The organism is Variovorax sp. GW821-FHT10D07, assembly GCF_059415325.1.
On sequence record NZ_JBWKMZ010000005.1, the window covers coordinates 185,205 to 203,961 of the forward strand.

General features: G+C 70.0%; 19 protein-coding genes. 12 read left to right on the forward strand and 7 right to left on the reverse strand.

The window, feature by feature from the left end; translation table 11 throughout:
• Positions 1-48: 48 nt before the first annotated feature.
• The 11 genes from pmbA to AC07PU_RS17775 all read left to right on the forward strand — a co-directional run bounded on the left by pmbA (position 49) and on the right by AC07PU_RS17775 (position 12,165).
• The gene (gene pmbA, locus AC07PU_RS17725; protein ID WP_093339457.1) at positions 49-1,419 is read left to right on the forward strand and encodes a metalloprotease PmbA; all 1,371 of its coding nucleotides are present in this window, start codon (positions 49-51) and stop codon (positions 1,417-1,419) included.
• 70 nt (positions 1,420-1,489) lie between these two features.
• Positions 1,490-2,461: a helix-turn-helix domain-containing protein gene (locus AC07PU_RS17730; protein ID WP_398492136.1), complete on the forward strand. Its 972-nt coding sequence runs from the start codon at positions 1,490-1,492 to the stop codon at positions 2,459-2,461.
• Positions 2,462-2,627: 166 nt separating this feature from the next.
• The gene (locus AC07PU_RS17735; RefSeq protein ID WP_208513027.1) at positions 2,628-3,920 is read left to right on the forward strand and encodes an ABC transporter substrate-binding protein; all 1,293 of its coding nucleotides are present in this window, start codon (positions 2,628-2,630) and stop codon (positions 3,918-3,920) included.
• Positions 3,921-3,954: 34 nt separating this feature from the next.
• Positions 3,955-4,824 (forward strand): carbohydrate ABC transporter permease, encoded by an 870-nt coding sequence (locus AC07PU_RS17740; protein ID WP_208513026.1) that lies wholly within the window; start codon positions 3,955-3,957, stop codon positions 4,822-4,824.
• A complete protein-coding gene (locus tag AC07PU_RS17745) occupies positions 4,821-5,720 on the forward strand; it encodes a carbohydrate ABC transporter permease (RefSeq protein WP_256222232.1) in 900 nt (299 codons plus the stop codon). Before AC07PU_RS17740 ends, AC07PU_RS17745 begins: the two co-directional genes overlap by 4 nt.
• 36 nt (positions 5,721-5,756) lie before the next feature.
• A complete protein-coding gene (locus AC07PU_RS17750; protein ID WP_495319154.1) occupies positions 5,757-6,860 on the forward strand; it encodes an ABC transporter ATP-binding protein in 1,104 nt (367 codons plus the stop codon).
• A 39-nt stretch (positions 6,861-6,899) separates the two neighbouring features.
• Positions 6,900-7,946, forward strand: a complete 1,047-nt coding sequence (locus tag AC07PU_RS17755; protein ID WP_495319156.1) for an NAD(P)-dependent alcohol dehydrogenase — start codon at positions 6,900-6,902, stop codon at positions 7,944-7,946.
• A gap of 106 nt (positions 7,947-8,052) precedes the next feature.
• Positions 8,053-8,901 carry an SDR family oxidoreductase gene (locus tag AC07PU_RS17760; protein WP_495319158.1) on the forward strand — a complete coding sequence of 283 codons (849 nt, stop codon included), beginning with the start codon at positions 8,053-8,055 and terminating at the stop codon, positions 8,899-8,901.
• Between the two features lie 8 nt (positions 8,902-8,909).
• Positions 8,910-10,238, forward strand: coding sequence for a flavin-containing monooxygenase (locus AC07PU_RS17765; RefSeq protein ID WP_495319160.1), 1,329 nt, complete (start codon positions 8,910-8,912; stop codon positions 10,236-10,238).
• A gap of 26 nt (positions 10,239-10,264) precedes the next feature.
• On the forward strand, positions 10,265-11,167 hold the full coding sequence (locus tag AC07PU_RS17770; protein ID WP_495319162.1) for a bile acid:sodium symporter family protein: 903 nt from the start codon (positions 10,265-10,267) through the stop codon (positions 11,165-11,167).
• On the forward strand, positions 11,164-12,165 hold the full coding sequence (locus tag AC07PU_RS17775; RefSeq protein ID WP_495319164.1) for an NAD-dependent epimerase/dehydratase family protein: 1,002 nt from the start codon (positions 11,164-11,166) through the stop codon (positions 12,163-12,165). The genes AC07PU_RS17770 and AC07PU_RS17775 overlap by 4 nt, the downstream gene beginning before the upstream one ends.
• On the opposite strand, the gene AC07PU_RS17780 is transcribed toward AC07PU_RS17775, so the two are convergent.
• Positions 12,162-13,058, reverse strand: coding sequence for a LysR family transcriptional regulator (locus AC07PU_RS17780; protein WP_208513308.1), 897 nt, complete (start codon positions 13,056-13,058; stop codon positions 12,162-12,164). The two genes, AC07PU_RS17775 and AC07PU_RS17780, sit on opposite strands and share 4 nt — an antisense overlap.
• Before the next feature lie 102 nt (positions 13,059-13,160).
• Here AC07PU_RS17780 and AC07PU_RS17785 point away from each other — a divergent pair, with 102 nt between their 5' ends.
• Entirely contained in the window at positions 13,161-13,934 is a 774-nt protein-coding gene (locus AC07PU_RS17785; protein ID WP_495319166.1) for a sulfite exporter TauE/SafE family protein, read from the forward strand.
• Positions 13,935-13,950: 16 nt separating this feature from the next.
• Here AC07PU_RS17785 and AC07PU_RS17790 read toward each other — a convergent pair whose 3' ends face one another.
• The 6 genes from AC07PU_RS17790 to AC07PU_RS17815 form a co-directional block, all read right to left on the reverse strand.
• Positions 13,951-14,442 (reverse strand): NUDIX domain-containing protein, encoded by a 492-nt coding sequence (locus tag AC07PU_RS17790; RefSeq protein ID WP_093339434.1) that lies wholly within the window; start codon positions 14,440-14,442, stop codon positions 13,951-13,953.
• A 5-nt stretch (positions 14,443-14,447) separates the two neighbouring features.
• The gene (locus AC07PU_RS17795) at positions 14,448-14,897 is read right to left on the reverse strand and encodes a GatB/YqeY domain-containing protein (RefSeq protein WP_093339432.1); all 450 of its coding nucleotides are present in this window, start codon (positions 14,895-14,897) and stop codon (positions 14,448-14,450) included.
• Positions 14,898-15,024: 127 nt separating this feature from the next.
• On the reverse strand, positions 15,025-15,237 hold the full coding sequence (rpsU, locus tag AC07PU_RS17800; protein ID WP_007833691.1) for a 30S ribosomal protein S21: 213 nt from the start codon (positions 15,235-15,237) through the stop codon (positions 15,025-15,027).
• Positions 15,238-15,349: 112 nt separating this feature from the next.
• Positions 15,350-16,582, reverse strand: a complete 1,233-nt coding sequence (locus AC07PU_RS17805) for a BaiN/RdsA family NAD(P)/FAD-dependent oxidoreductase (RefSeq protein WP_495319169.1) — start codon at positions 16,580-16,582, stop codon at positions 15,350-15,352.
• 61 nt (positions 16,583-16,643) lie between these two features.
• The gene (locus AC07PU_RS17810) at positions 16,644-17,432 is read right to left on the reverse strand and encodes a YaeF family permuted papain-like enzyme (RefSeq protein ID WP_495319170.1); all 789 of its coding nucleotides are present in this window, start codon (positions 17,430-17,432) and stop codon (positions 16,644-16,646) included.
• A complete protein-coding gene (locus AC07PU_RS17815; protein WP_495319172.1) occupies positions 17,432-18,556 on the reverse strand; it encodes a sterol desaturase family protein in 1,125 nt (374 codons plus the stop codon). The genes AC07PU_RS17810 and AC07PU_RS17815 overlap by 1 nt, the downstream gene beginning before the upstream one ends.
• Positions 18,557-18,757 lie beyond the last annotated feature (201 nt).

An 18,757-nucleotide genomic window follows, 5' to 3' on the forward strand; every position in this document is an offset into this window, starting at 1 on the left:
AACGGTGCCAAACGGGAAACGGGGGGCGCAAGTATCATAGCCACCCACATGACGACCTCTTCCTCGCGCGCCGACTCCGGCTTCGCCTACAGCCGCTCCTTCTTCGAAAACCTGGTCGATTCGGCCCTGGCCCACGCCAAGAAGCTGGGGGCCACCAACGCGGGGGCCGAAGCTTCCGAGGGCTGCGGCCTCAGCGTCTCGGTGCGCAAGGGCGAACTCGAGAACGTCGAGCGCAACCGCGACAAGTCGCTGGGCGTCACCGTCTACGTCGGCCACCGGCGCGGCAATGCCAGCACCTCCGACTTCTCCGAGGCGGCCATCGCGCAGACCGTGCAGGCGGCCTACGACATCGCGCGCTTCACGGCCGAGGACCCGGTCAGCGGCCTGCCCGACGAGGCCGACATCGCCAAGGAGCATCCCGACCTCGACCTGTTCCACCCCTGGGAGGTCACGAGCGAGCAGGCCGCCAAGCTGGCGCTCGAGTGCGAGGCGGCCGCGCTGTCGACCGACAAGCGCATCACCAACAGCGAGGGCGCGGGCGTCTCGGCCCAGCAGAGCCACTTCTTCAGCGCCCATACCCACGGTTTCCGCGGCGGCTACGCGAGTTCGCGCCACTCGATCTCGGTGGCGCCGATCGCCGGCAAGGGCGACAACATGCAGCGCGACGCCTGGTACAGCTCGATGCGCTCGGCCGACGAGCTCGCGAGCCCGCAGGCCGTGGGCCGCTATGCCGCCGAGCGCGCGCTGAGCCGCCTGAAGTCGCGCAAGATCAAGACGGTGGAATGCCCGGTGCTGTTCGAGTCGCCGCTGGCCGCGGGCCTGCTCGGCGGGCTGGTGCAGGCCACCAGCGGCGGCGCGCTCTACCGCAAGAGCACCTTCCTGCTCGACTCGCTCGGCAAGCCGGTGCTGCCTTCGCACGTCGACGTCAGCGAAGATCCGCACGTGCTGCGCGGCAAGGGCAGCTCGCCCTTCGACGACGAGGGCGTGGTCACGCGGGCGCGCAAGGTGGTCGACGCGGGCCGGCTCGAGGGCTACTTCCTCTCGACCTACTCGGCGCGCAAGCTCGGCATGAAGACCACCGGCAATGCCGGCGGCTCGCACAACCTGGTGCTGAGCTCGCGCCTCACGCAGGCCGGCGACGACCTCGACGCCATGCTGCAGAAGCTGGGCACCGGCCTGTTCGTCATCGAGCTGATGGGGCAGGGCGTGAACTACGTGACCGGCGACTACTCGCGCGGCGCCAGCGGCTTCTGGGTCGAGAAGGGCCGCATCGCGTTCCCGGTGGAGGAGATCACCATCGCCGGCAACCTCAAGGACATGCTGATGGGGATTGAAGCCATCGGGGCCGATGCTTACACTTTCGGCGCCAAGACGACGGGCTCGCTGCTGGTCAACCGCATGAAGGTCGCTGGCGCCTGAGCCCACGCGGCACGGGCGCCGCGGCGGCGGCACCGGGGTTCGAGCCTCGTCGATCCCCGGGGAGACAACAATGAGCAGAACACAGCGCGCCGCCCGCAAACCCGAACTCGAACACGAACTGCTGCGCGACCCGCGCCTGGGCTTCGAGCCCGCGGGCGGCGGCACCGTGCGCTGCCTGCAGCACGGCGTGCCCTGGCCCTTCGACTGCTGGCACTACCACGACGAGTACGAGCTGCAGATCATCAACCGCACCACCGGCCAGGCCTTCGTGGGCAACCACATTGGCCGCTTCGAGCCCGGCTACGTGGCGCTGGTGGGTTCGCGGCTGCCGCACACCTGGATCTCCGACGACGTGCCGGCCGACGGCATCGCCGACCGCAGCATGGTGATCCACTTCCGCGAGGAGCCGCTGCGCAAGGGCTCGGCGCTGTTCCCCGAGATCGACGCGGTGCTGCCGATGCTCGACCGCGCGCGCCGCGGCATCGAGTTCTTCGGCATCGGCGAAGTGGCGCGCGAGCGCTTCCAGCGCGTGCAGGCGCACGAGGGCATGGCGCGGCTGGCGGAGTTCATCGGCCTGCTGCACGAGCTCGCGCGCTGGGAGGACTGGCGCCTGATCTCGAGCGAGGACGAGCCCTCCGACGGCGACCCCGCCACCAGCACGCGCATGCGCCGCGTGCTCGACCACCTCGACGAGCACCTGGCCGAGGAGATCTCGCTGGCCTCGGTCAGCGCCATCGCGAACATGGCCGAGAGCAGCTTCTCGCGCTACTTCCACCGCCAGATGGGCAGCACCTTCACCGAGTTCGTGACCCGGCTGCGCATCGCCAAGGCCTGCCAGATGCTGCAGACCTCGGACCGCCTGGTCAGCGACATCTGCTACGAGGTCGGCTTCTTCAACATCGCCAACTTCAACCGCCGCTTCCTGCAGCACAAGGGCATGACGCCCAGCGCCTACCGCCAGCAGGCGCAGGAGCGCTTCGGGCTGCGCACGGTCCACTACCCGCCCACGACCCCGGTAAAACCCCAGTCGGCCTGGTCATGAAAGTACCAGTACCCCGGTTGGGGGGTACGCGGCACCGCTGAGCCGCTGCATACGCTTCACCCCGTCCCGTCGCTGTCGCGCCGCCCCCCGAAAAGGGCGCCCGGCACGGCGGGCTTGTTCCCCGGCTTCGGCCGGCGATCCGCAACAAGTTCAACGGAGACAAGCGATGTTCAAAGAATCCGCAGGGAGGCGCGTCCGGGTCCGCACGCTGCTCGTGGCGCTGCTGGCGGCCGGTGCCGCCGGTGCCGCACTGGCGCAGGCCGCGTCGTGCAAGGAGGACGTGCGGGTGCTGGCGCAGCCGCGTGACGGCCTGACCCTGCTCGAAAAGTACAAGGACGAGTTCAAGACCCTGGCCGGCGCCTCGTTCAGCATCGACAACCTCAACGAGAACGACCGCCGCACCAAGACGCGCGCCGATGCCTCGACCGTGGGCAAGTACCACGTCTACTACGTGGACGAGGCCAACGTGCCGCTGTTCGCGCAGTCGAAGTGGATCGTGCCGCTCGCGAAGTACTACCCGGCCGACTACGACTACGCCGACTTCGATCCCGGCCGCCAGAAGGTCGCCACCTACGCGGGCGAGGCCTGGTTCGCGCCGCTGACCGGCGGCGGCGACCTGATGGTCTACCGCAAGGACCTGCTCGAGAAGGCCGGCATCAAGCCGCCGGCCACGCTCGAGGAGTTCGTGGCCGCCGCGAAGAAGCTCAACGACCCGGCCAACGGGGTCTATGGCGTGGCGCTGCGCGGCCAGCGCGGCTCGGGCGCCAACGTGTGGCGCTGGATGCCCTACTTCCGCGGCTACGGCGGCCAGTGGTTCGACGGCGACAAGCCGGTGTTCGACTCGCCCGCCGCGCTCAAGGCCACGCAGACCTACCTCGAGCTCTTCAAGTACTCGGCGCCCGGCACCAAGACCGGCGGCTGGGACGAGGCCACCGGCGCCTTCCTCGCGGGCAAGGTCGCGATGCTGGTCGAGTCGACCCCGCTCGCGGGCAACGCGCTCGATCCCAAGATGTCGACCGTGATCGGCAAGATCGCCTATGCCACGCCGCCCGCGCCGCTGACCGGCGGCGGCTACGGCCACGGCCTGGCGATCGGCGCCAAGGCCAACAAGAGCGAGGAGGCGAAGAAGTGCGCCGGCCTCTTCATCGCCTGGGCCACCTCGAAGAAGAACGAGCAGCGCCGTCTCGCCGAGGGCCAGTTCGGCGAACTGAACCGCACCAGCGTGCTGGGCAGTCCCGAGTTCTCCAAGCGCTATGGCGCCGACCTCGGCAAGGCGCTGGCCGACACCGGCAAGCTCACCGCGGTCAACTTCTGGCAGGACCCGGCCTGGCCCGACCTCGGCGACCGCTGGGGGATCATCCTCGAGGAGCTGATCACCGGTTCGCGCACCGACATCCAGGCCGGCCTCGACGAGCTCGACGGCTACGCCAAGCAGCTGATCGCGCGGCGCCGCAAGTGAGCCGCCCGGCCCCGCGTTCCTTGCGAGTCCTGCGATGACCCTTCACAAGACCCGACTGCCGCTCGTCTTCATCGGCCCCGGCCTGCTCGTGCTCGCGGTGCTGGCGCTGGTGCCCACCGTGTTCGCCATCGCCGTGTCGCTGCAGGACCGCGAGCTCGGCCAGTCCGACATCGGCTGGGTGTGGTTCTCCAACTACCTGCAGCTGTTCTCGGACCGGCGCTTCCTCAACTCGGTCGGCGTCTCGCTGACCTGGGAGCTGCTGACCGTGAGCGCCACCATGGGGCTCGCGGTGCTGCTCGGCGTGCTGCTGTTCCAGAGCGCCACGCCGCGCTGGCGCAACCTGCTGTGCATGCTGTTCATCGTGCCGGTGCTGCTGCCGCGCGTGTCGGCCGCCTTCGTCTGGAAGTTCGCCTTCCATCCGCTGTTCGGGCTCTTGACCTGGCCCTACAAGGCGATCACCGGCGAGCCGCTGGACCTGCTCGCGCAGCCGCTCACGGCGCTGCTCACGGTGGCCTTCGTCGACGTCTGGCAGTGGGGCCTGTTCTTCGCGGTGATCGTGCTCAAGCTGCTCGAGACCCTGCCGCCGCAGCCCTTCGAGGCGGCGCGCATGGACCATGCGAAGCCCTGGGAGGTCTACGCCTTCGTCGCGCTGCCGATGCTGCGCGCGCCGCTGATCAGCCTGACGTTCGTGAAGATGATCGAGTCGCTGCGCGCCTTCGACCTGATCTACGTGATGACGCGCGGCGGCCCCGGCATCTCGACCGAGACCCTCGACATGTACGCCTTCTCGCAGGGCTTCATCGAGTCGGGCCGCATCTCCTACGCCTCGAGCATGGCCGTGCTGATGATGGTGGCCTCGACCGTGGCCTTCACCTACCTCTGGAAATGGACCCGGCCCGCATGACCCCCGCCACGACTTCCGCCGCGCCCGTCTTGCGTGCCGGCGATGCGCCCGCCATCCGCCCGGCCGCGCGCCGGCGCCCGGGCCTCGGCACCCTGGTGGCGCGGCTGGTGCTGGCCGCCGCCGCGCTCTCGGCGCTGGTGCCGGTGCTCTGGACCTTCCTCAACTCGTTCAAGAACCGGGTCGACATCGTCTCGGCGACGCCGAAGTTCCTCTTCACGCCCACGCTCGAGAACTACGCCTACGTGCTGGGCCGCGAGGCGGTCGCGCAGGGGCTCGTCAACTCGCTCGTGGTGGTGGGCTCGGCGGTGCTGATCGGCGCGCTGCTGGGCCTGCCCGCGGCCTATGCGCTGGCGCGCTACCCGGTGCGGCGCGCCGACGACATCCAGTTCTTCGTGCTGTCGATGCGCTTTCTGCCGCCGGTGGCGGTGGCGATCCCGCTGATGGTGATCTGGCTGCAGCTCGAGCTCTACGACACGCGCATCGCGCTGATCGTGACCTACACGCTGCTCACGCTGTCGACCGTGATCTGGCTCGCGATCCCGGCCTTCAAGGCGGTGCCCCGGGAGGTGGAGGAGGCCGGCCGCGTCGACGGCTACGGTCCCTACGCGATCTTCTTCAAGGTGGCGCTGCCGATCGCCGCGCGCTCGCTGGTCGGTGCCATCGCCTTCGGCTTCGTGCTGGTGTGGAACGAGTTCCTGATCGCGCTGATGCTGACCACCTCGGACGCCAAGACGCTGCCCATCGTGGCCTCGGAGCTGAGCCAGCTCGGGCGCGACGTGCCCTGGGGCATCTTGAATGCCTCCGTGATCCTGCTGTCGCTGCCGCCGCTCCTGATGATCGGCGTGCTCAGCGGCTTCCTCAACGCGGCCTTCAAGCGCAAGCGCGACGCCGCATGAAGACCGCGCGCCCCCCTTTCCGAGAGAAGCAACAACATGTCCGCAATCAGCTGTCACAAGATCATCAAGCGCTACGGCGACACGCAGGTGGTGCACCAGTTCGACCTCGACGTCTCGGACAACGAGTTCGTCGTCTTCCTCGGCCCCTCGGGCTGCGGCAAGTCGACCATCCTGCGCATGCTCGCGGGCCTGGAGGACATCAGCGGCGGCGAGCTGCTGATCGGCGGCACGCGCGTCAACGACCTGCCGCCGCAGGAGCGCGGCATCGCGATGGTGTTCCAGAACTACGCGCTCTATCCGCACATGAGCGTGCGCGACAACATCGCCTTCGGGCTCAAGCGCCTCAAGGTGCCGAAGAGCGAGATCGCGCGCCGCGTCAAGGAGGTGTCGGACACGCTGGGCCTGGAGCGCTACCTCGAGCGCCGGCCGACCGAGCTCTCGGGCGGCCAGCAGCAGCGCGTGGCGATTGCGCGCGCGATGATCAAGACGCCCAAGGTGTTCCTGTTCGACGAGCCGCTGTCGAACCTCGACGCCAAGCTGCGCAACCACATGCGCGTCGAGATCGCGCGGCTGCACCAGACGCTGCGCACCACCACGGTCTACGTCACGCACGACCAGCACGAGGCCATGACCCTGGCCGACCGCATCGTGCTGCTGCGCGACGGCCGCATCGAGCAGGTGGGCTCGCCGCGCGAGATCTACGAGAACCCGCGCTCTGCCTTCGTGGCCGGCTTCATCGGCACGCCGCCGATGAACCTGCTCGAGATGACGGTGGCGCACGGAGACGGCGGCGCCGTGCTGCGCGGGCACGGCGGCACGGTGCGCGTGGATGCGCGCCGCTTCGCGCTCGAGGGGCGCGAGCGCGTCACGCTCGGCATCCGGCCGGCCCACCTGCTGGCGCTGCCCGACGACGCGGGCGCCTTCGTGGGCGAGGTGCAGCTGGTGGAGTACCTGGGCAACGAGGTGCTCGTGAGCATCGGTGACGAACCCGGCAGCGAGATCGCCGCGCTGGTGCATTCGGCGCGCGCGCCGCGGCTCGGCGAGCGCGTGCGCTTCGGCATCGACGCGGCCCAGCTCCACCTGTTCGACGCGCAGACCGGCGGCTCGCTGCGGCGCGACGCGGTGGCGCCGCTGCACTGAACCCCTTCATCGACTTCCCCTCAGAAACACCCGTTCTCCATGAAAGCCCTTGTCCTCGAGAAAGCCCACGAACTCGCGCTGCGCGAGATCGAGCTGCCGCCGCAGCCCTTCGGTCCGCGCGACGTGAAGATCCGCATGCACACGGTCGGCGTCTGCGGCAGCGACGTCCACTACTACCAGCACGGCGGCATCGGGCCCTACGTGGTCGACGCGCCGATGATCCTCGGCCACGAGGCCTCGGGCACGGTGGCCGAGGTCGGCTGCGAGGTCACGCACCTGCGGCCCGGCGACCGGGTCTGCATGGAGCCCGGCATTCCGCAGCTCGACTCGCGCGCCGTGCGCGAGGGCATCTACAACCTCGATCCGGCCGTGCGCTTCTGGGCCACGCCGCCGATCCACGGCTGCCTCACGCCCTACGTGGTGCATCCGGCGGCCTTCACCTTCCGCCTGCCCGACAACGTGAGCTTCGCCGAGGGCGCGATCGTCGAGCCGCTGGCGATCGGCCTGCAGGCCGCGAAGAAGGCCGCGCTCAAGCCCGGCGACGTGGCGGTGGTGGTGGGCGCCGGCACCATCGGCGCGATGACCGTGCTGGCCGCGCTCGCGGGCGGCGCGGCGCGCGTGATCCTGGCCGACCTGGTGCCCGAGAAGCTCGCGCTGTTCGCCGGCAACCCGGCCGTGAGCACGGTGAACATCCGCGAGCGCAAGCTGGCCGACGCGGTGCGCGAGCTGACCGACGGCTGGGGCGCCAACGCGGTGTTCGAGGCCAGCGGCAGCGTGCGCGCCTTCGAGGGCATCTTCGAGCTCGCCTGCCCCGGCGGCTGCGTGGTGCTGGTGGGCATTCCACCGGCGCCGGTGGCCTTCGACATCGTCGCGATCCAGGCCAAGGAGCTGCGCATCGAGTCGGTGTTCCGCTACGCCAACATCTTCCCGCGCGCGCTCGCGCTGATCGCCTCGGGCCAGGTCGACGTCAAGCCCTTCATCTCGCGCACCTTCGCGTTCGAGGACGGCATCCGCGCCTTCGAGGAGGCCGCGGCGGGGCGGGCGACGGACGTGAAGATCCAGATCGAGTTTCCGGCCGAGGCTTGAGCGGCGCCGGCCCCCGCGGCCCGGCGTGCAAGGGAAAACGCCGGGGCGGCGCGGCAAAACGCGCCGCTACATTGGGGCGCATCTTTTTTCGAGCTGCGCTTCCCCGATGCCCCCTCGCTTTCGCAATGCCGTGCTGACGGGCGCCTGTGGCGGCCTGGGCCAGGCCTTGGCGCGCGGGCTGATCGCCGACGGCACGCAGGTGGCGCTGGTGGGGCTCGACCGCGAACGGCTGCGCGCGCTCGAGGCGCTGGCGCCCGAGCGCTGCGCGGTCTACACGCCCGACGTGGCCGACACGGTGGCGATGCAGGCCATGGCCGCCGACTGGATGGCCCGGGCCGGCACGCCCGACCTGGTGATCGCCAACGCGGGCGTGGCCGGCGGCTTCGACACCGCGCAGGCCGAGGACCTCGCGGTGCTGCGCCGCATGCTCGAGATCAACCTGCTGGGCGCCGCGACCACTTTCCAGCCCTTCGTGGCCGCGATGCGCGGCGAGGCGCGCGGCGCGCTGGTCGGCATGGCCAGCATCGCGGGCTGGCGCGGCATGCCGGGCAACGGCGCCTACTGCGCGAGCAAGGCCGGGCTGATCCGCTACCTCGAGAGCCTGCGCGCCGAGCTGCGCGGCACCGGCGTCGGGGTGCACACGGTGAGCCCGGGCTACATCCGCACCGCGCTGACCGCCGGCAACCGCTTCGCGATGCCGGGGCTGCTCGAGCCCGAGGAGGCCGCGCGCCGCACGCTCGCGGCGGTGGCTGCGGGCCGCGAGCGCATCGTGCTGCCGCGGCGCATCGGCTGGCTCTCGAAGGCGCTGGCTTGCCTGCCCGAGGCACTGCACGACCGGCTCTTGCGCGGCCAGCCGCGCAAGCCGCGCGCGGGCGAGGCCGGCGCCACGCCGATCCCCGGGCTGCCACCTTTTTCATCACCGCCCTCGCCGAAGGAAGGCTCGCCGCCAACGTGACAGTGACAGTGCCTACCCACGAACAGATCGCGCTGATCGGCGCCGGCCCCTCGGGCCTCGCCGGTGCCCGCAACCTGCAGAAGCACGGCATTCCCTTCCAGGGTTTCGAGGCGCACAGCGACGTGGGCGGGCTGTGGGACATCGCGAACCCGCGCTCCACGGTCTACCACTCGGCGCACCTGATCTCGAGCAAGAGGACCACCGAGTTCAGCGAATTCCCGATGCCCGACACGGTGGCCGACTACCCGAGCCACCGCGAGCTGCGCCGCTACTTCAGCGACTTCGCCACCCGTTTCGGGCTGCGCGAGCACTACCGCTTCGGCACGCGCGTGCTGCGCGTGGAGCCGACCTCGGACGCGCCCGACACCACCTGGCAGGTGAGCGTGGGCCCGGCCGACGGCGATGGCGAGGAGGGCGTGGAGACCTTCGAATTCAAGGGCGTGGTGATCGCCAACGGCACGCTGTCGGAGCCCAAGCATCCGCGTTTCGACGGCCACTTCGAGGGCGAGCTGCTGCACACCAGCGACTACAAGCATGCCGAGATCTTCAAGGGCAAGCGGGTGCTGATCGTGGGCGCGGGCAACTCGGGCTGCGACATCGCGGTCGACGCGGTGCACTACGCGAAGTGCGTGGACATCTCGGTGCGGCGCGGCTACTACTTCGTGCCCAAGTACGTGTTCGGCAAGCCGGCCGACACGCTCGGCGGCAGCAAGCCGCTGCCGCCATGGCTCAAGCAGCGGCTGGACGCCAAGGTGCTGCAGTGGTTCACCGGCGACCCCACGCGCTTCGGCTTTCCGAAGCCCGACTACCGCATGTACGAGTCGCACCCGATCGTCAATTCGCTGATCCTGCACCACATCGGCCATGGCGACATCGCGGTGCGCGCCGACGTCGAGCGGCTGGCCGGCCACACCGTCTACTTCAAGGACGGCGGCACGCACGACTACGACCTGATCCTCACCGCCACCGGCTATGCGCTGCACTATCCGTTCATCGACCGCGCGCTGCTCGACTGGCAGGGCATGGCGCCGCGGCTGCACCTCAACATCTTCTCGCCGCGCTTCGAGAACCTCGCGGTGCTCGGCATGATCGAGGCCAGCGGCATCGGCTGGCAGGGGCGCTACGAGCAGGCCGAACTGGTGGCGCGCTACCTGCGCGCGCAGGCGGCGGGCTCGCCCAAGGCCGCGGCGCTGCGCGCGGCCGCGAAGGGACCGCCGCCCGACCTCTCGGGCGGCTACAAGTACCTGCAGCTCGAGCGCATGGCCTATTACGTGCACAAGGACACCTACCGCGCCGCGGTGCGCGGCGCCTCGGCGGCGCTGGCCGATCCTTCCTGAGCTGACGAAAAAAGGACACGCGCCCCATGCTGCCCGTCGACGAGATCCGCCTGCACTTCAATCCGGCCTCGCTGGTGCTGCTCAACGTGGTGCTGGGCTTCCTGATGTTCGGCATCGCGCTCGATACGCGCATCGAGGACTTCAAGCGCGTGGCGCGCATGCCCGGCGCGATGGCGGTGGGCATCGGCGCGCAGTTCATCGTGCTGCCGGCCGTGACCTTCGCGCTCACGCTGGTCCTGAAGCCGGCCCCGAGCATCGCGCTCGGCATGATCCTGGTGGCCTGCTGCCCGCCAGGCAACATCTCGCAGATCCTCACGCACCGCGCGGGCGGCAACGTGGCGCTGTCGGTGTCGATGACCGCGATCTCGAACGCGCTGTCGATCGTGCTGATGCCGCTGAACTTCGCCTTCTGGGGCGGGCTGCATCCGACCGCCGCGCCGCTGCTCCAGACCATCGCGCTCGATCCGCTCGACATGCTGGGCCACATCGTGATGATCATCGGCATTCCCTTCGTGCTCGGCGTGGCCTGCGCGCACCGGCTGCCGGGGCTCACGGCGCGCATCAAGAAGCCGGCGCGGATCCTGAGCTTCCTCGCGCTGATCGCCTTCATCGTCGGCGCGATCGCGGGCAACTGGCGCTACTTCCTCGACTATGTGGGGCTGGTGCTGCTGGCCGTGGTGCTGCACGACGCACTGGCCTTCGGCACCGGCTACCTCTGCGCGCGGCTGTCGAGGCTGGCCGACTACGACCGGCGCGCGGTGGCGATCGAGGTCGGCATCCGCAACGCGGGGCTCGGGCTGGTGCTGATCTTCAGCTTCTTCGGCGGGCTCGGCGGCATGGCGGTGGTGGCCGGCGTCTGGGGCTTCTGGGACATCATCGCGGGCCTCGCGCTCGCGAGCTGGTGGGGCCGCCGGCCCGCCGTGCCATGACGGCCGCCGCGCGCCGCGTGCTGGTGACGGGCGCCGACGGCTTCCTGGGCCGCGGCGTGCTGGCCGCGCTCGCGCCGCGGCTCGGCCATGGGCAGCTCGAGGGCCTGGTGGCGCTCGACGTGCGCGAGGTGCCGCCCGCGCGCCGGCTGCCGGGCGTGGCCTACCTGGCGCAGGACGTGCGCGAGGCCGGCATCGGCAAGGCCTTCGCCGACCATGCCATCGACACCGTGGTGCACCTGGCCTCGATCGTCACGCCGGGCAGGGACTCGAACCGCGACTTCGAGCATTCGGTCGACGTGGGCGGCACGCGCAACGTGCTCAAGGCCTGCACCATGTACCGGGTCGCGCACATCGTGGTGTCGTCGAGCGGCGCGGCCTACGGCTACCACGCAGACAACCCGGCCTGGATCGACGAGCGCCAGCCGCTGCGCGGCAACGCGGTGTTCGCCTATGCCGACCACAAGCGCCAGGTCGAGGAGCTGCTGGCCGACTGGCGCGCGCGCCATCCCTCGCTGGCGCAGACGGTGCTGCGCATCGGCACCATCCTCGGCGAGCGCGTCGACAACCAGATCACGGCGCTGTTCGAGAAGCGGCGGCTGATCGCGATCCGCGGCAGCGCGAGTCCCTTCGTCTTCGTCTGGGACGAGGACGTGACCGGCGCCATCGCCCATGCGCTCGAGGGCGGCGCGCCGGCCGGGTGCTACAACCTCGCGGGCGATGGGGCGCTGCCGATCCACGAGATCGCGGCGCGCCTGGGCAAGCGCACCATCGACTTTCCCGCGGGCGTGCTGAAGACGGCACTGTCAGTGGGCTCGGCGCTCGGCGTGAGCCGCTACGGGCCCGAGCAGCTCGACTTCTTGCGCTACCGGCCGGTGCTGTCGAACACCGCGCTGAAGGAGCGCTTCGGCTACCGCCCGCGCAAGACCAGCGCCGAGGCCTTCGAGGCCTTCGTGGCGGCGCGCGCGGCGCAGGGGCGGCCGGTCACGCGCGGGGCTTAAGGCTTCTCCACCGGCTCCAGCAGGTAGGCGAGCATGCGCCGCGCGTTCAGCGGCAGCTCTTCGGAATTGCGCACGCAGGCCATCAAGGTGCGCTCGGCCCAGGCATCGGCCAGCGAGGCGCGCGCGATCTTCATCGAACGCGCGCAGCGCGCGGCCGCGGTCTGCGGCAGGATGCCCACGCCGATGCCCTGCTCGACCATGCGGCACACGGCCTCGAAGTTGCGCACCCGCACGCGGTAGGACAGGTGGCGCCCGAGCGCGCGCGCATGCATGGTCACGAGCTGCTGCAGCGCGCTGTCGGCGGGCAGGCCGACGAACTCGCTGTCGACCACCTCGGCCAGCTTCACGCGCCGGCGCCCGGCCAGCGCATGGCCGCGCGGCATCACCAGCACCAGGTCGTCGCGCCGGAACGGATGGCATTCGAGGCCCTCGGTGTCGATGGCGTCGGAGACGATGCCGATGTCGCACAGGCCGGCGCGCAGCGCCTCCACGGTGTCGGGGCTGGGCCGTTCCTCGAGGTCGATCGACACCCGCGGATGCTGCGCCAGGAATCGCGCCAGCACCTCGGGCAGGTGCTCGGTCAGCGCCGAGGTGCCGCAGAGGAAGCGCACATGGCCCTTGAGGCCCTGGCCGTATTCGCCGAGTTCGCCGCGCAGCCGCTCCATCTGCTGCAGCACCACGCGCGCATGGTGCAGCAGGGTGCGGCCGGCCTCGGTGGGGCGCACGCCCTGCGCATGGCGCGTGAGCAGCGGGGTGCCGAGCGCATCCTCCATGCCGCGCACGCGCTGGCTGGCCGAGGCCAGCGTCATGTGCGAGCGCTGCGCGCCGGCGGTCAGGCTGCCGGCCTCGACGACGTGGAGGAAGAGCCGCAGGTCGGTGAGATCGAATCGCATGGTGAGCCCGCAAGGTAGCACGCCGGCCTCAGTCTGTGCCTGAGGCTCGCTGCGCGAATGCCGGATTCCCGGCCGGCGCCACGGCCGGCAGACTGCGCGCCGATGACGTCTTCCTCCTTCTCGAACGAACTGGCCGGCCTCGCGGGGCATGGCATCGCCGCCGCGGCGGTCTTCCTGCTGGCCGGCGTGATCAAGGGCGTGATCGGCCTCGGGCTGCCCACGGTGTCGATGGGGCTGCTTGCGCTGTGGATGCGGCCGGTGCAGGCGGCGGCGCTGCTGATCGTGCCCTCGCTGGTGACCAACGTCTGGCAGACCGGGCCGCGCGCGACTTTCCTGCCGGTGCTGCGGCGCATCGGCGGCATGCAGGCCGGCATCGTGGCGGGCACGCTGGGCGGCGCCTGGTGGCTGGGCGTGCCGGCCGGCGCCTGGGCCTCGGTGGCGCTCGGCGTGGCGCTGGTGGCCTATGCGCTGTGGGGGCTGACTGGGCGGCAACTGAAGGTGGCGCCCGCGCACGAGCGCTGGCTCGGGCCGCTGGTCGGCATCGCGACCGGGCTGGTGACGGCAGTGACCGGGGTGTTCGTGGTGCCGGCCGTGCCCTACCTGCAGGCGCTGGGCTTCCAGCGCGACGCGCTGATCCAGGCGATGGGCATCTCGTTCACCACCTCGACCGTGGTGCTGGCGATCGGGCTCGCGGGCAACGGCGGCTACCCGCTGGCGGTGCTCGGCGGCTCGGCGCTGATGCTGGTGCCGGCGATCGTGGGGATGGTGCTGGGCACCTGGCTGCGCCAGCGGCTGCCGGTGCCGGTGTTCAGGCGCTGCTTCCTGGTCGGGCTGGGGCTGCTGGGCGCCTACATGGCCGTGCGGGCCATGGGATGAGCGCGCGGGGGGTCGTTCAGCCCGCGGCCACGGGCTGGGCGGCTGCCAGGGCCTGCGCGGCGCGCACGCGCTCGATGGCCTGGCGGTAGGGCAGGGCGTAGCCGTCGATCGGATCCTCGGGCGCCAGCCAGCTGAACGAGAACACCAGGCCGTCCTCTTCGGGGCTGCCCATGGCCACGTGGTCGAAGTGCTCGGGCAGCGGCCCTTCGGCGTGGATCAGGAACAGGTGCCACAGCTGCGGATGGCGGTGGGTGTTGCCCTCGACGCCGGCCTCGCAGTCGCGCTGCAGGGTGCCCAGCGAGACCAGCGCGCCGGCATGGTCGATGCCCGATTCCTCGAGCAGCTCGCGCCGCACCGCGAACTCTGGCGATTCGCCCGGTTCGATGGTGCCCTTGGGCAGCTGCATGTTGCCGTCCTCGGGATGGCGGAACACCAGCAGCCGGCCGCGCGCGTCGACCAGGCAGGCGCAGGCCTTCGGGATCGCGGCGGTCTCGGTGCCGGCGGTCATGGCGATCAGGCGCCGGTCAGCGCGGCCTTGACCGCGGCGCTCACCAGGCCCATGTCGGCCTTGCCGGCCAGGCGCGTCTTGACCGCGCCCATCACCTTGCCCATGTCGCCCGGGCCCGCGGCACCGAGCTCGGCCACGATGGCCTTGACCTCGGCGGCGATCTCGTCGGCGCCCAGGCGCTGCGGCAGGTAGACCTCGAGCACCTTGATCTCGGCGGCTTCCTTGTCGGCCAGGTCGGTGCGGCCGCCCTGGGTGAAGGCGGTGACCGAGTCCTTGCGCTGCTTCACCAGCTTGTCGACGATGGCCACGACCATGGCGTCGTCGAGCTCGACGCGCTCGTCGACTTCCTTCTGCTTGAGCGCGGCCAGCAGCAGCCGGATCGTGCCCAGGCGCTCGGAGTCCTTGGCGCGCATCGCGGTCTTCATGTCTTCGGTGATCTGTTCTTTGAGGCTCATGGGGTCTCCTGCGGGAAAAAACAAAGCCGCGGCAGGTTTCCCTGGCGCGGCTGGAAGGCAGTTGGCGGGGCGGAGGGCGGCGGGTTCGGGTTGTCGAATCGGCCGCTGTCTCCGGTGCCAGGGTGCGTCAGTACAGCTTCTTGGGCAGCTGCATGCTGCGAACGCGCTTGTAATGGCGCTTCACGGCGGCTGCCTTCTTGCGCTTGCGCTCGGCAGTCGGCTTTTCGTAGAACTCGCGGGCGCGCAGGTCGGTCAGCAGGCCGAGCTTTTCGATGGTGCGCTTGAAACGGCGCAGGGCGACGTCGAAGGGCTCGTTTTCTTTAACGCGGATGGTGGTCATCAGGAATCGTTGATTTGAAATTTGGCCGGGGGAGGATCGAGAGCCCCAGGCCGGGGTTCCTCAACAAGAAAAAGTGTGTGGCCGTTGAGGGAAGGCCAAAGTTAGCCGGCGATTATAGCGCGTTTGCGCAGGCGTGGGCACTCGCCCAGGCCCATTGGAAGTTGTAGCCGCCCAGCCAGCCGGTCACGTCGACCACTTCGCCGATGAAATACAGGCCCGGATGCTTCGATTCCATCGTCTGGGACGACAGGTCGCGCGTGTCGACGCCGCCGGCCGTGACCTCGGCCTTCTTGTAGCCCTCGGTGCCCGAGGGCACGATCTGCCAGCGCGCGATGCGCTCGGCCAGCGCGGCCAGCGCGCGGTCGGCCGCCTCGTTGATCGGCCGCTGCAGCGCGCCGTCCTGGCCGACCCAGGCATCGGCCAGCCGCGAGGGCACCAGGGCGGCGAGTTCGTTGGCGATGCGCTTCCTCGAGCGCAGCTTGGCCTCGGCGAAGGCCGCGGCCACGTCCACGCCGGGCGCGAAATCCAGCGTGAGCGGCGCGCCGGGCTTCCAGTAGCTCGAGATCTGCAGCACGGCCGGGCCCGAGAGGCCGCGGTGGGTGAACAGCAGGTCCTCCAGGAAGGCCATCTTCTCCTTCTTGGCCCCGGTCTCGATGCGCACCGGCAGCGCCAGCCCGGCCAGTTCGGCATAGGGCGCCCAGGCCTCGCCGCCGAAGGTCAGCGGCACCAGCGCCGGGCGCGGCGCGACCATGCGCAGGCCGAACTGCTCGGCGATGCGGTAGCCGAAGTCGCTGGCGCCGATCTGCGGAATCGACAGGCCGCCGGTGGCGACCACGATCTTCGGCGTCTCGATCGGGCCGCGGCTGCTCTCGATTCGATAGCTGCCGACGCTCGTCCCATCTGCGTTTTCGGCCGAAAACGTGATCTGCCCGATGCGGCAGGGCTGCCAGCGCTCGACCCCGCCGGCCGCGCATTCGGCCAGCAGCATGTCGACGATCTGCTGCGAGGAGCCGTCGCAGAACAGCTGCCCCTTGTGCTTCTCGTGGAAGGCGATGCCGTGCTTCTGCACGAGTTCGACGAACTGCTGCGGCGCATAGCGCGAAAGCGCCGAGCGGCAGAAATTCGGGTTCTCGCCGATGAAATGGCGCTGCGGCGCGCGCACGTCGAGGTCGCGGTTGGTGAAGTTGGCGCGGCCGCCGCCCGAGATGCGGATCTTCTCGCCCACCTTCTCGCTGTGGTCGAGCAGCAGCACCCTGAGCCCACGCTGGCCGGCCACGCCCGCGCAGAACAGGCCGGCGGCACCGGCGCCGATCACCACGGCGTCGAAACGCGAGACCTCGCTCACTGAAGTACCTCCGTGCTTCGCACTGCGGTGCGAGCTTGCTTGGGGCGGCCCGGCGCGGCGCTCATGGCCCGTCGGCCGCCAGCACCGGCGGCGGGTTGTACTTGAGGTGGCCCACGTAGCGCAGCGGCTGGGTGGCGGCGATCGAGGGCACGTCGCCCTCGCGCATGTGCAGCAGGTCGGCCGGGCTGACCCAGCGTGGGTCGGCGCTGGTGATCGGCAGGCCGGCCTGGTTGTAGGCCTCGAGCACGAACTGCGAGCAGAAGAACTGGTCGTCGCGGCTCGCGCCCAGCTGCACCATGGCCATGCCGCTCATGCAGTAGTGGCTGACCGCGCCCGGCATCAGCGGCAGCTCGCACAGCCGGCGGTTCAGCACGAAGGGGGCGTTGAGCAGCACGCCCACGGTGTTGTAGCGCACGCCGACCTGCGACAGCGCCCAGGCGCGCATGCGTTCGGCGCCGGCCGCGTCCACGCCGGGCACGCGGAAGGCCACCACCATCTGTTCCTCGTCGACCACCTCGGCCAGCGCCCGCGCGCGCACGCCGGTGCCCACGGCCTCGGCGATCTGGCCGTCGCCGAGGTAGAGCACCGCATGGCTCACGGGCGAGAAGGTGCCCAGCCGGATGCCGAAGGAGTTCACCGTGGCGATCGAGGTCAGCAGGATGTCGCCGGGCTCCAGCGCATCGGCCGCGATCAGCTCGCCACCATTGCCCGGCGCGATCACCGAGCTCTGCACCCGCAGGCGCAGGCCGCTGTCTTGCGAGGGCAGGTCGAGGCGGGTGGCGCAGGCCCCGAGCAGCAGGGCGGCGCCCGCGGCAGCGAGGGCCGCGCAGGTCTGGCGGAACACGCGCATCAGCCCTTCCAGAGGAACGGGAACTTCAACTGCTTGAAGAAGCCGTTGGGCACGTAGTCGCCCAGCACGCCGTACTTCTCGGGCCACAGCTTGGTGGTCTTCACGGCCGTGCCGAACAGGTAGTCGAGGAAGGCGTAGTGCGCCGCATAGTTCTTGTCGAGCGCTTCCTGGTCCTGGCTGTGGTGCCAGTGGTGGAAGTTGGGCGTGACGATCACGTAGCGCAGCGGGCCGAGCCGCACGCTCACGTTGCAGTGGTTGAACACCGCCTGGAAGCCCACCACCACGATGTAGGCGTCGATCACTTCCTTGCTGAAGCCCAGCACGTAGATCGGCGCCAGCACCAGGGTGCGCGTGATCAGCAGCTCGAGGATGTGCTGGCGCGAGCCGGCCATCCAGTCCATGCTCTTCACGCTGTGGTGCACCGCGTGCAGCCGCCACAGCACGGGCACCTCGTGGTAGGCGCGATGGGTCCAGTACTGCACCAGGTCGGCCACCAGGATGATCAGCAGCAGCCCGGCCCAGAACGGCAGGTTGCCGACCCAGCCGCGGATGCCGTCGTTGGCGGCCCAGCCGAACAGCTTGTGCACCATGAGGTTGGTGGCCAGCAGCACGAAGCCCACGATCATGTGGTTGACCACGAAGTGGTGGAAGTCGGTCTGCCACTCGGCGCGGAACACGGGCTGGTCCTTGCGCAGCGCGAACAGCTTCTCGATGAAGATGAAGATCAGCGAGGAGCCGAGCAGGTCGAGGATGAACCAGTCGAGGCCGATGTAGGGGGTGTTGTCGGCGAAGTCGTTGACCGGGACCTTGTGGCCGCCGAGCAGGGCCGAGGCCGCCACCAGCAGGAACGCGGCCGACGACAGCCAGCGCGAGCGGTTGAAGATGATGTTGACCAGTGAGAGCCCGCCGGAGATGACGAGCGCCGCCAGCAGGATCAGCCGCATCACGTCGACGTTGTAGCTCTTGCGCAGCTCGGGCGTGCTCAGGTACTGGGGAAAGTGGAACACCAGCACCCCGAGAAAACACAGGATGCCCAGGCTCAGCGCGATGGTCCCGGTGACCAGCCCCCGTCCGCGGCGCAGCTCGCCATGGCTCTCCGTGAATTCGTTGAGTTTCTCGAGCACGTTTCCCCTCTTGATGTTTTGTTTGCAAATGTAAGAATCTGCCAGGATTGAGGATTATCGGTCGCAAGGATCGATGGGTGTCGAACACCGCGGCGAACAAGAGAGAAACCTGAGGGAGGAACACATGTCGGATGCGCTCTATCCAGCGGGCCCGGGAGGGGCCGCGAGTCAACTTGCGAAAGCGTCGCCGGCCTACCGCCG

Coding starts and splice junctions, on each gene's coding strand:
- rpsU (WP_007833691.1), bottom strand. CDS start 15,237: ATGACCACCATCCGCGTTAAAGAAAACGAGCCCTTCGACGTCGCCCTG.
- AC07PU_RS17750 (WP_495319154.1), top strand. CDS start 5,757: ATGTCCGCAATCAGCTGTCACAAGATCATCAAGCGCTACGGCGACACG.
- AC07PU_RS17785 (WP_495319166.1), top strand. CDS start 13,161: ATGACGTCTTCCTCCTTCTCGAACGAACTGGCCGGCCTCGCGGGGCAT.
- AC07PU_RS17745 (WP_256222232.1), top strand. CDS start 4,821: ATGACCCCCGCCACGACTTCCGCCGCGCCCGTCTTGCGTGCCGGCGAT.
- AC07PU_RS17760 (WP_495319158.1), top strand. CDS start 8,053: ATGCCCCCTCGCTTTCGCAATGCCGTGCTGACGGGCGCCTGTGGCGGC.
- AC07PU_RS17810 (WP_495319170.1), bottom strand. CDS start 17,432: ATGCGCGTGTTCCGCCAGACCTGCGCGGCCCTCGCTGCCGCGGGCGCC.
- AC07PU_RS17770 (WP_495319162.1), top strand. CDS start 10,265: ATGCTGCCCGTCGACGAGATCCGCCTGCACTTCAATCCGGCCTCGCTG.
- AC07PU_RS17735 (WP_208513027.1), top strand. CDS start 2,628: ATGTTCAAAGAATCCGCAGGGAGGCGCGTCCGGGTCCGCACGCTGCTC.
- AC07PU_RS17740 (WP_208513026.1), top strand. CDS start 3,955: ATGACCCTTCACAAGACCCGACTGCCGCTCGTCTTCATCGGCCCCGGC.
- AC07PU_RS17730 (WP_398492136.1), top strand. CDS start 1,490: ATGAGCAGAACACAGCGCGCCGCCCGCAAACCCGAACTCGAACACGAA.
- pmbA (WP_093339457.1), top strand. CDS start 49: ATGACGACCTCTTCCTCGCGCGCCGACTCCGGCTTCGCCTACAGCCGC.
- AC07PU_RS17780 (WP_208513308.1), bottom strand. CDS start 13,058: ATGCGATTCGATCTCACCGACCTGCGGCTCTTCCTCCACGTCGTCGAG.
- AC07PU_RS17795 (WP_093339432.1), bottom strand. CDS start 14,897: ATGAGCCTCAAAGAACAGATCACCGAAGACATGAAGACCGCGATGCGC.
- AC07PU_RS17790 (WP_093339434.1), bottom strand. CDS start 14,442: ATGACCGCCGGCACCGAGACCGCCGCGATCCCGAAGGCCTGCGCCTGC.
- AC07PU_RS17755 (WP_495319156.1), top strand. CDS start 6,900: ATGAAAGCCCTTGTCCTCGAGAAAGCCCACGAACTCGCGCTGCGCGAG.
- AC07PU_RS17775 (WP_495319164.1), top strand. CDS start 11,164: ATGACGGCCGCCGCGCGCCGCGTGCTGGTGACGGGCGCCGACGGCTTC.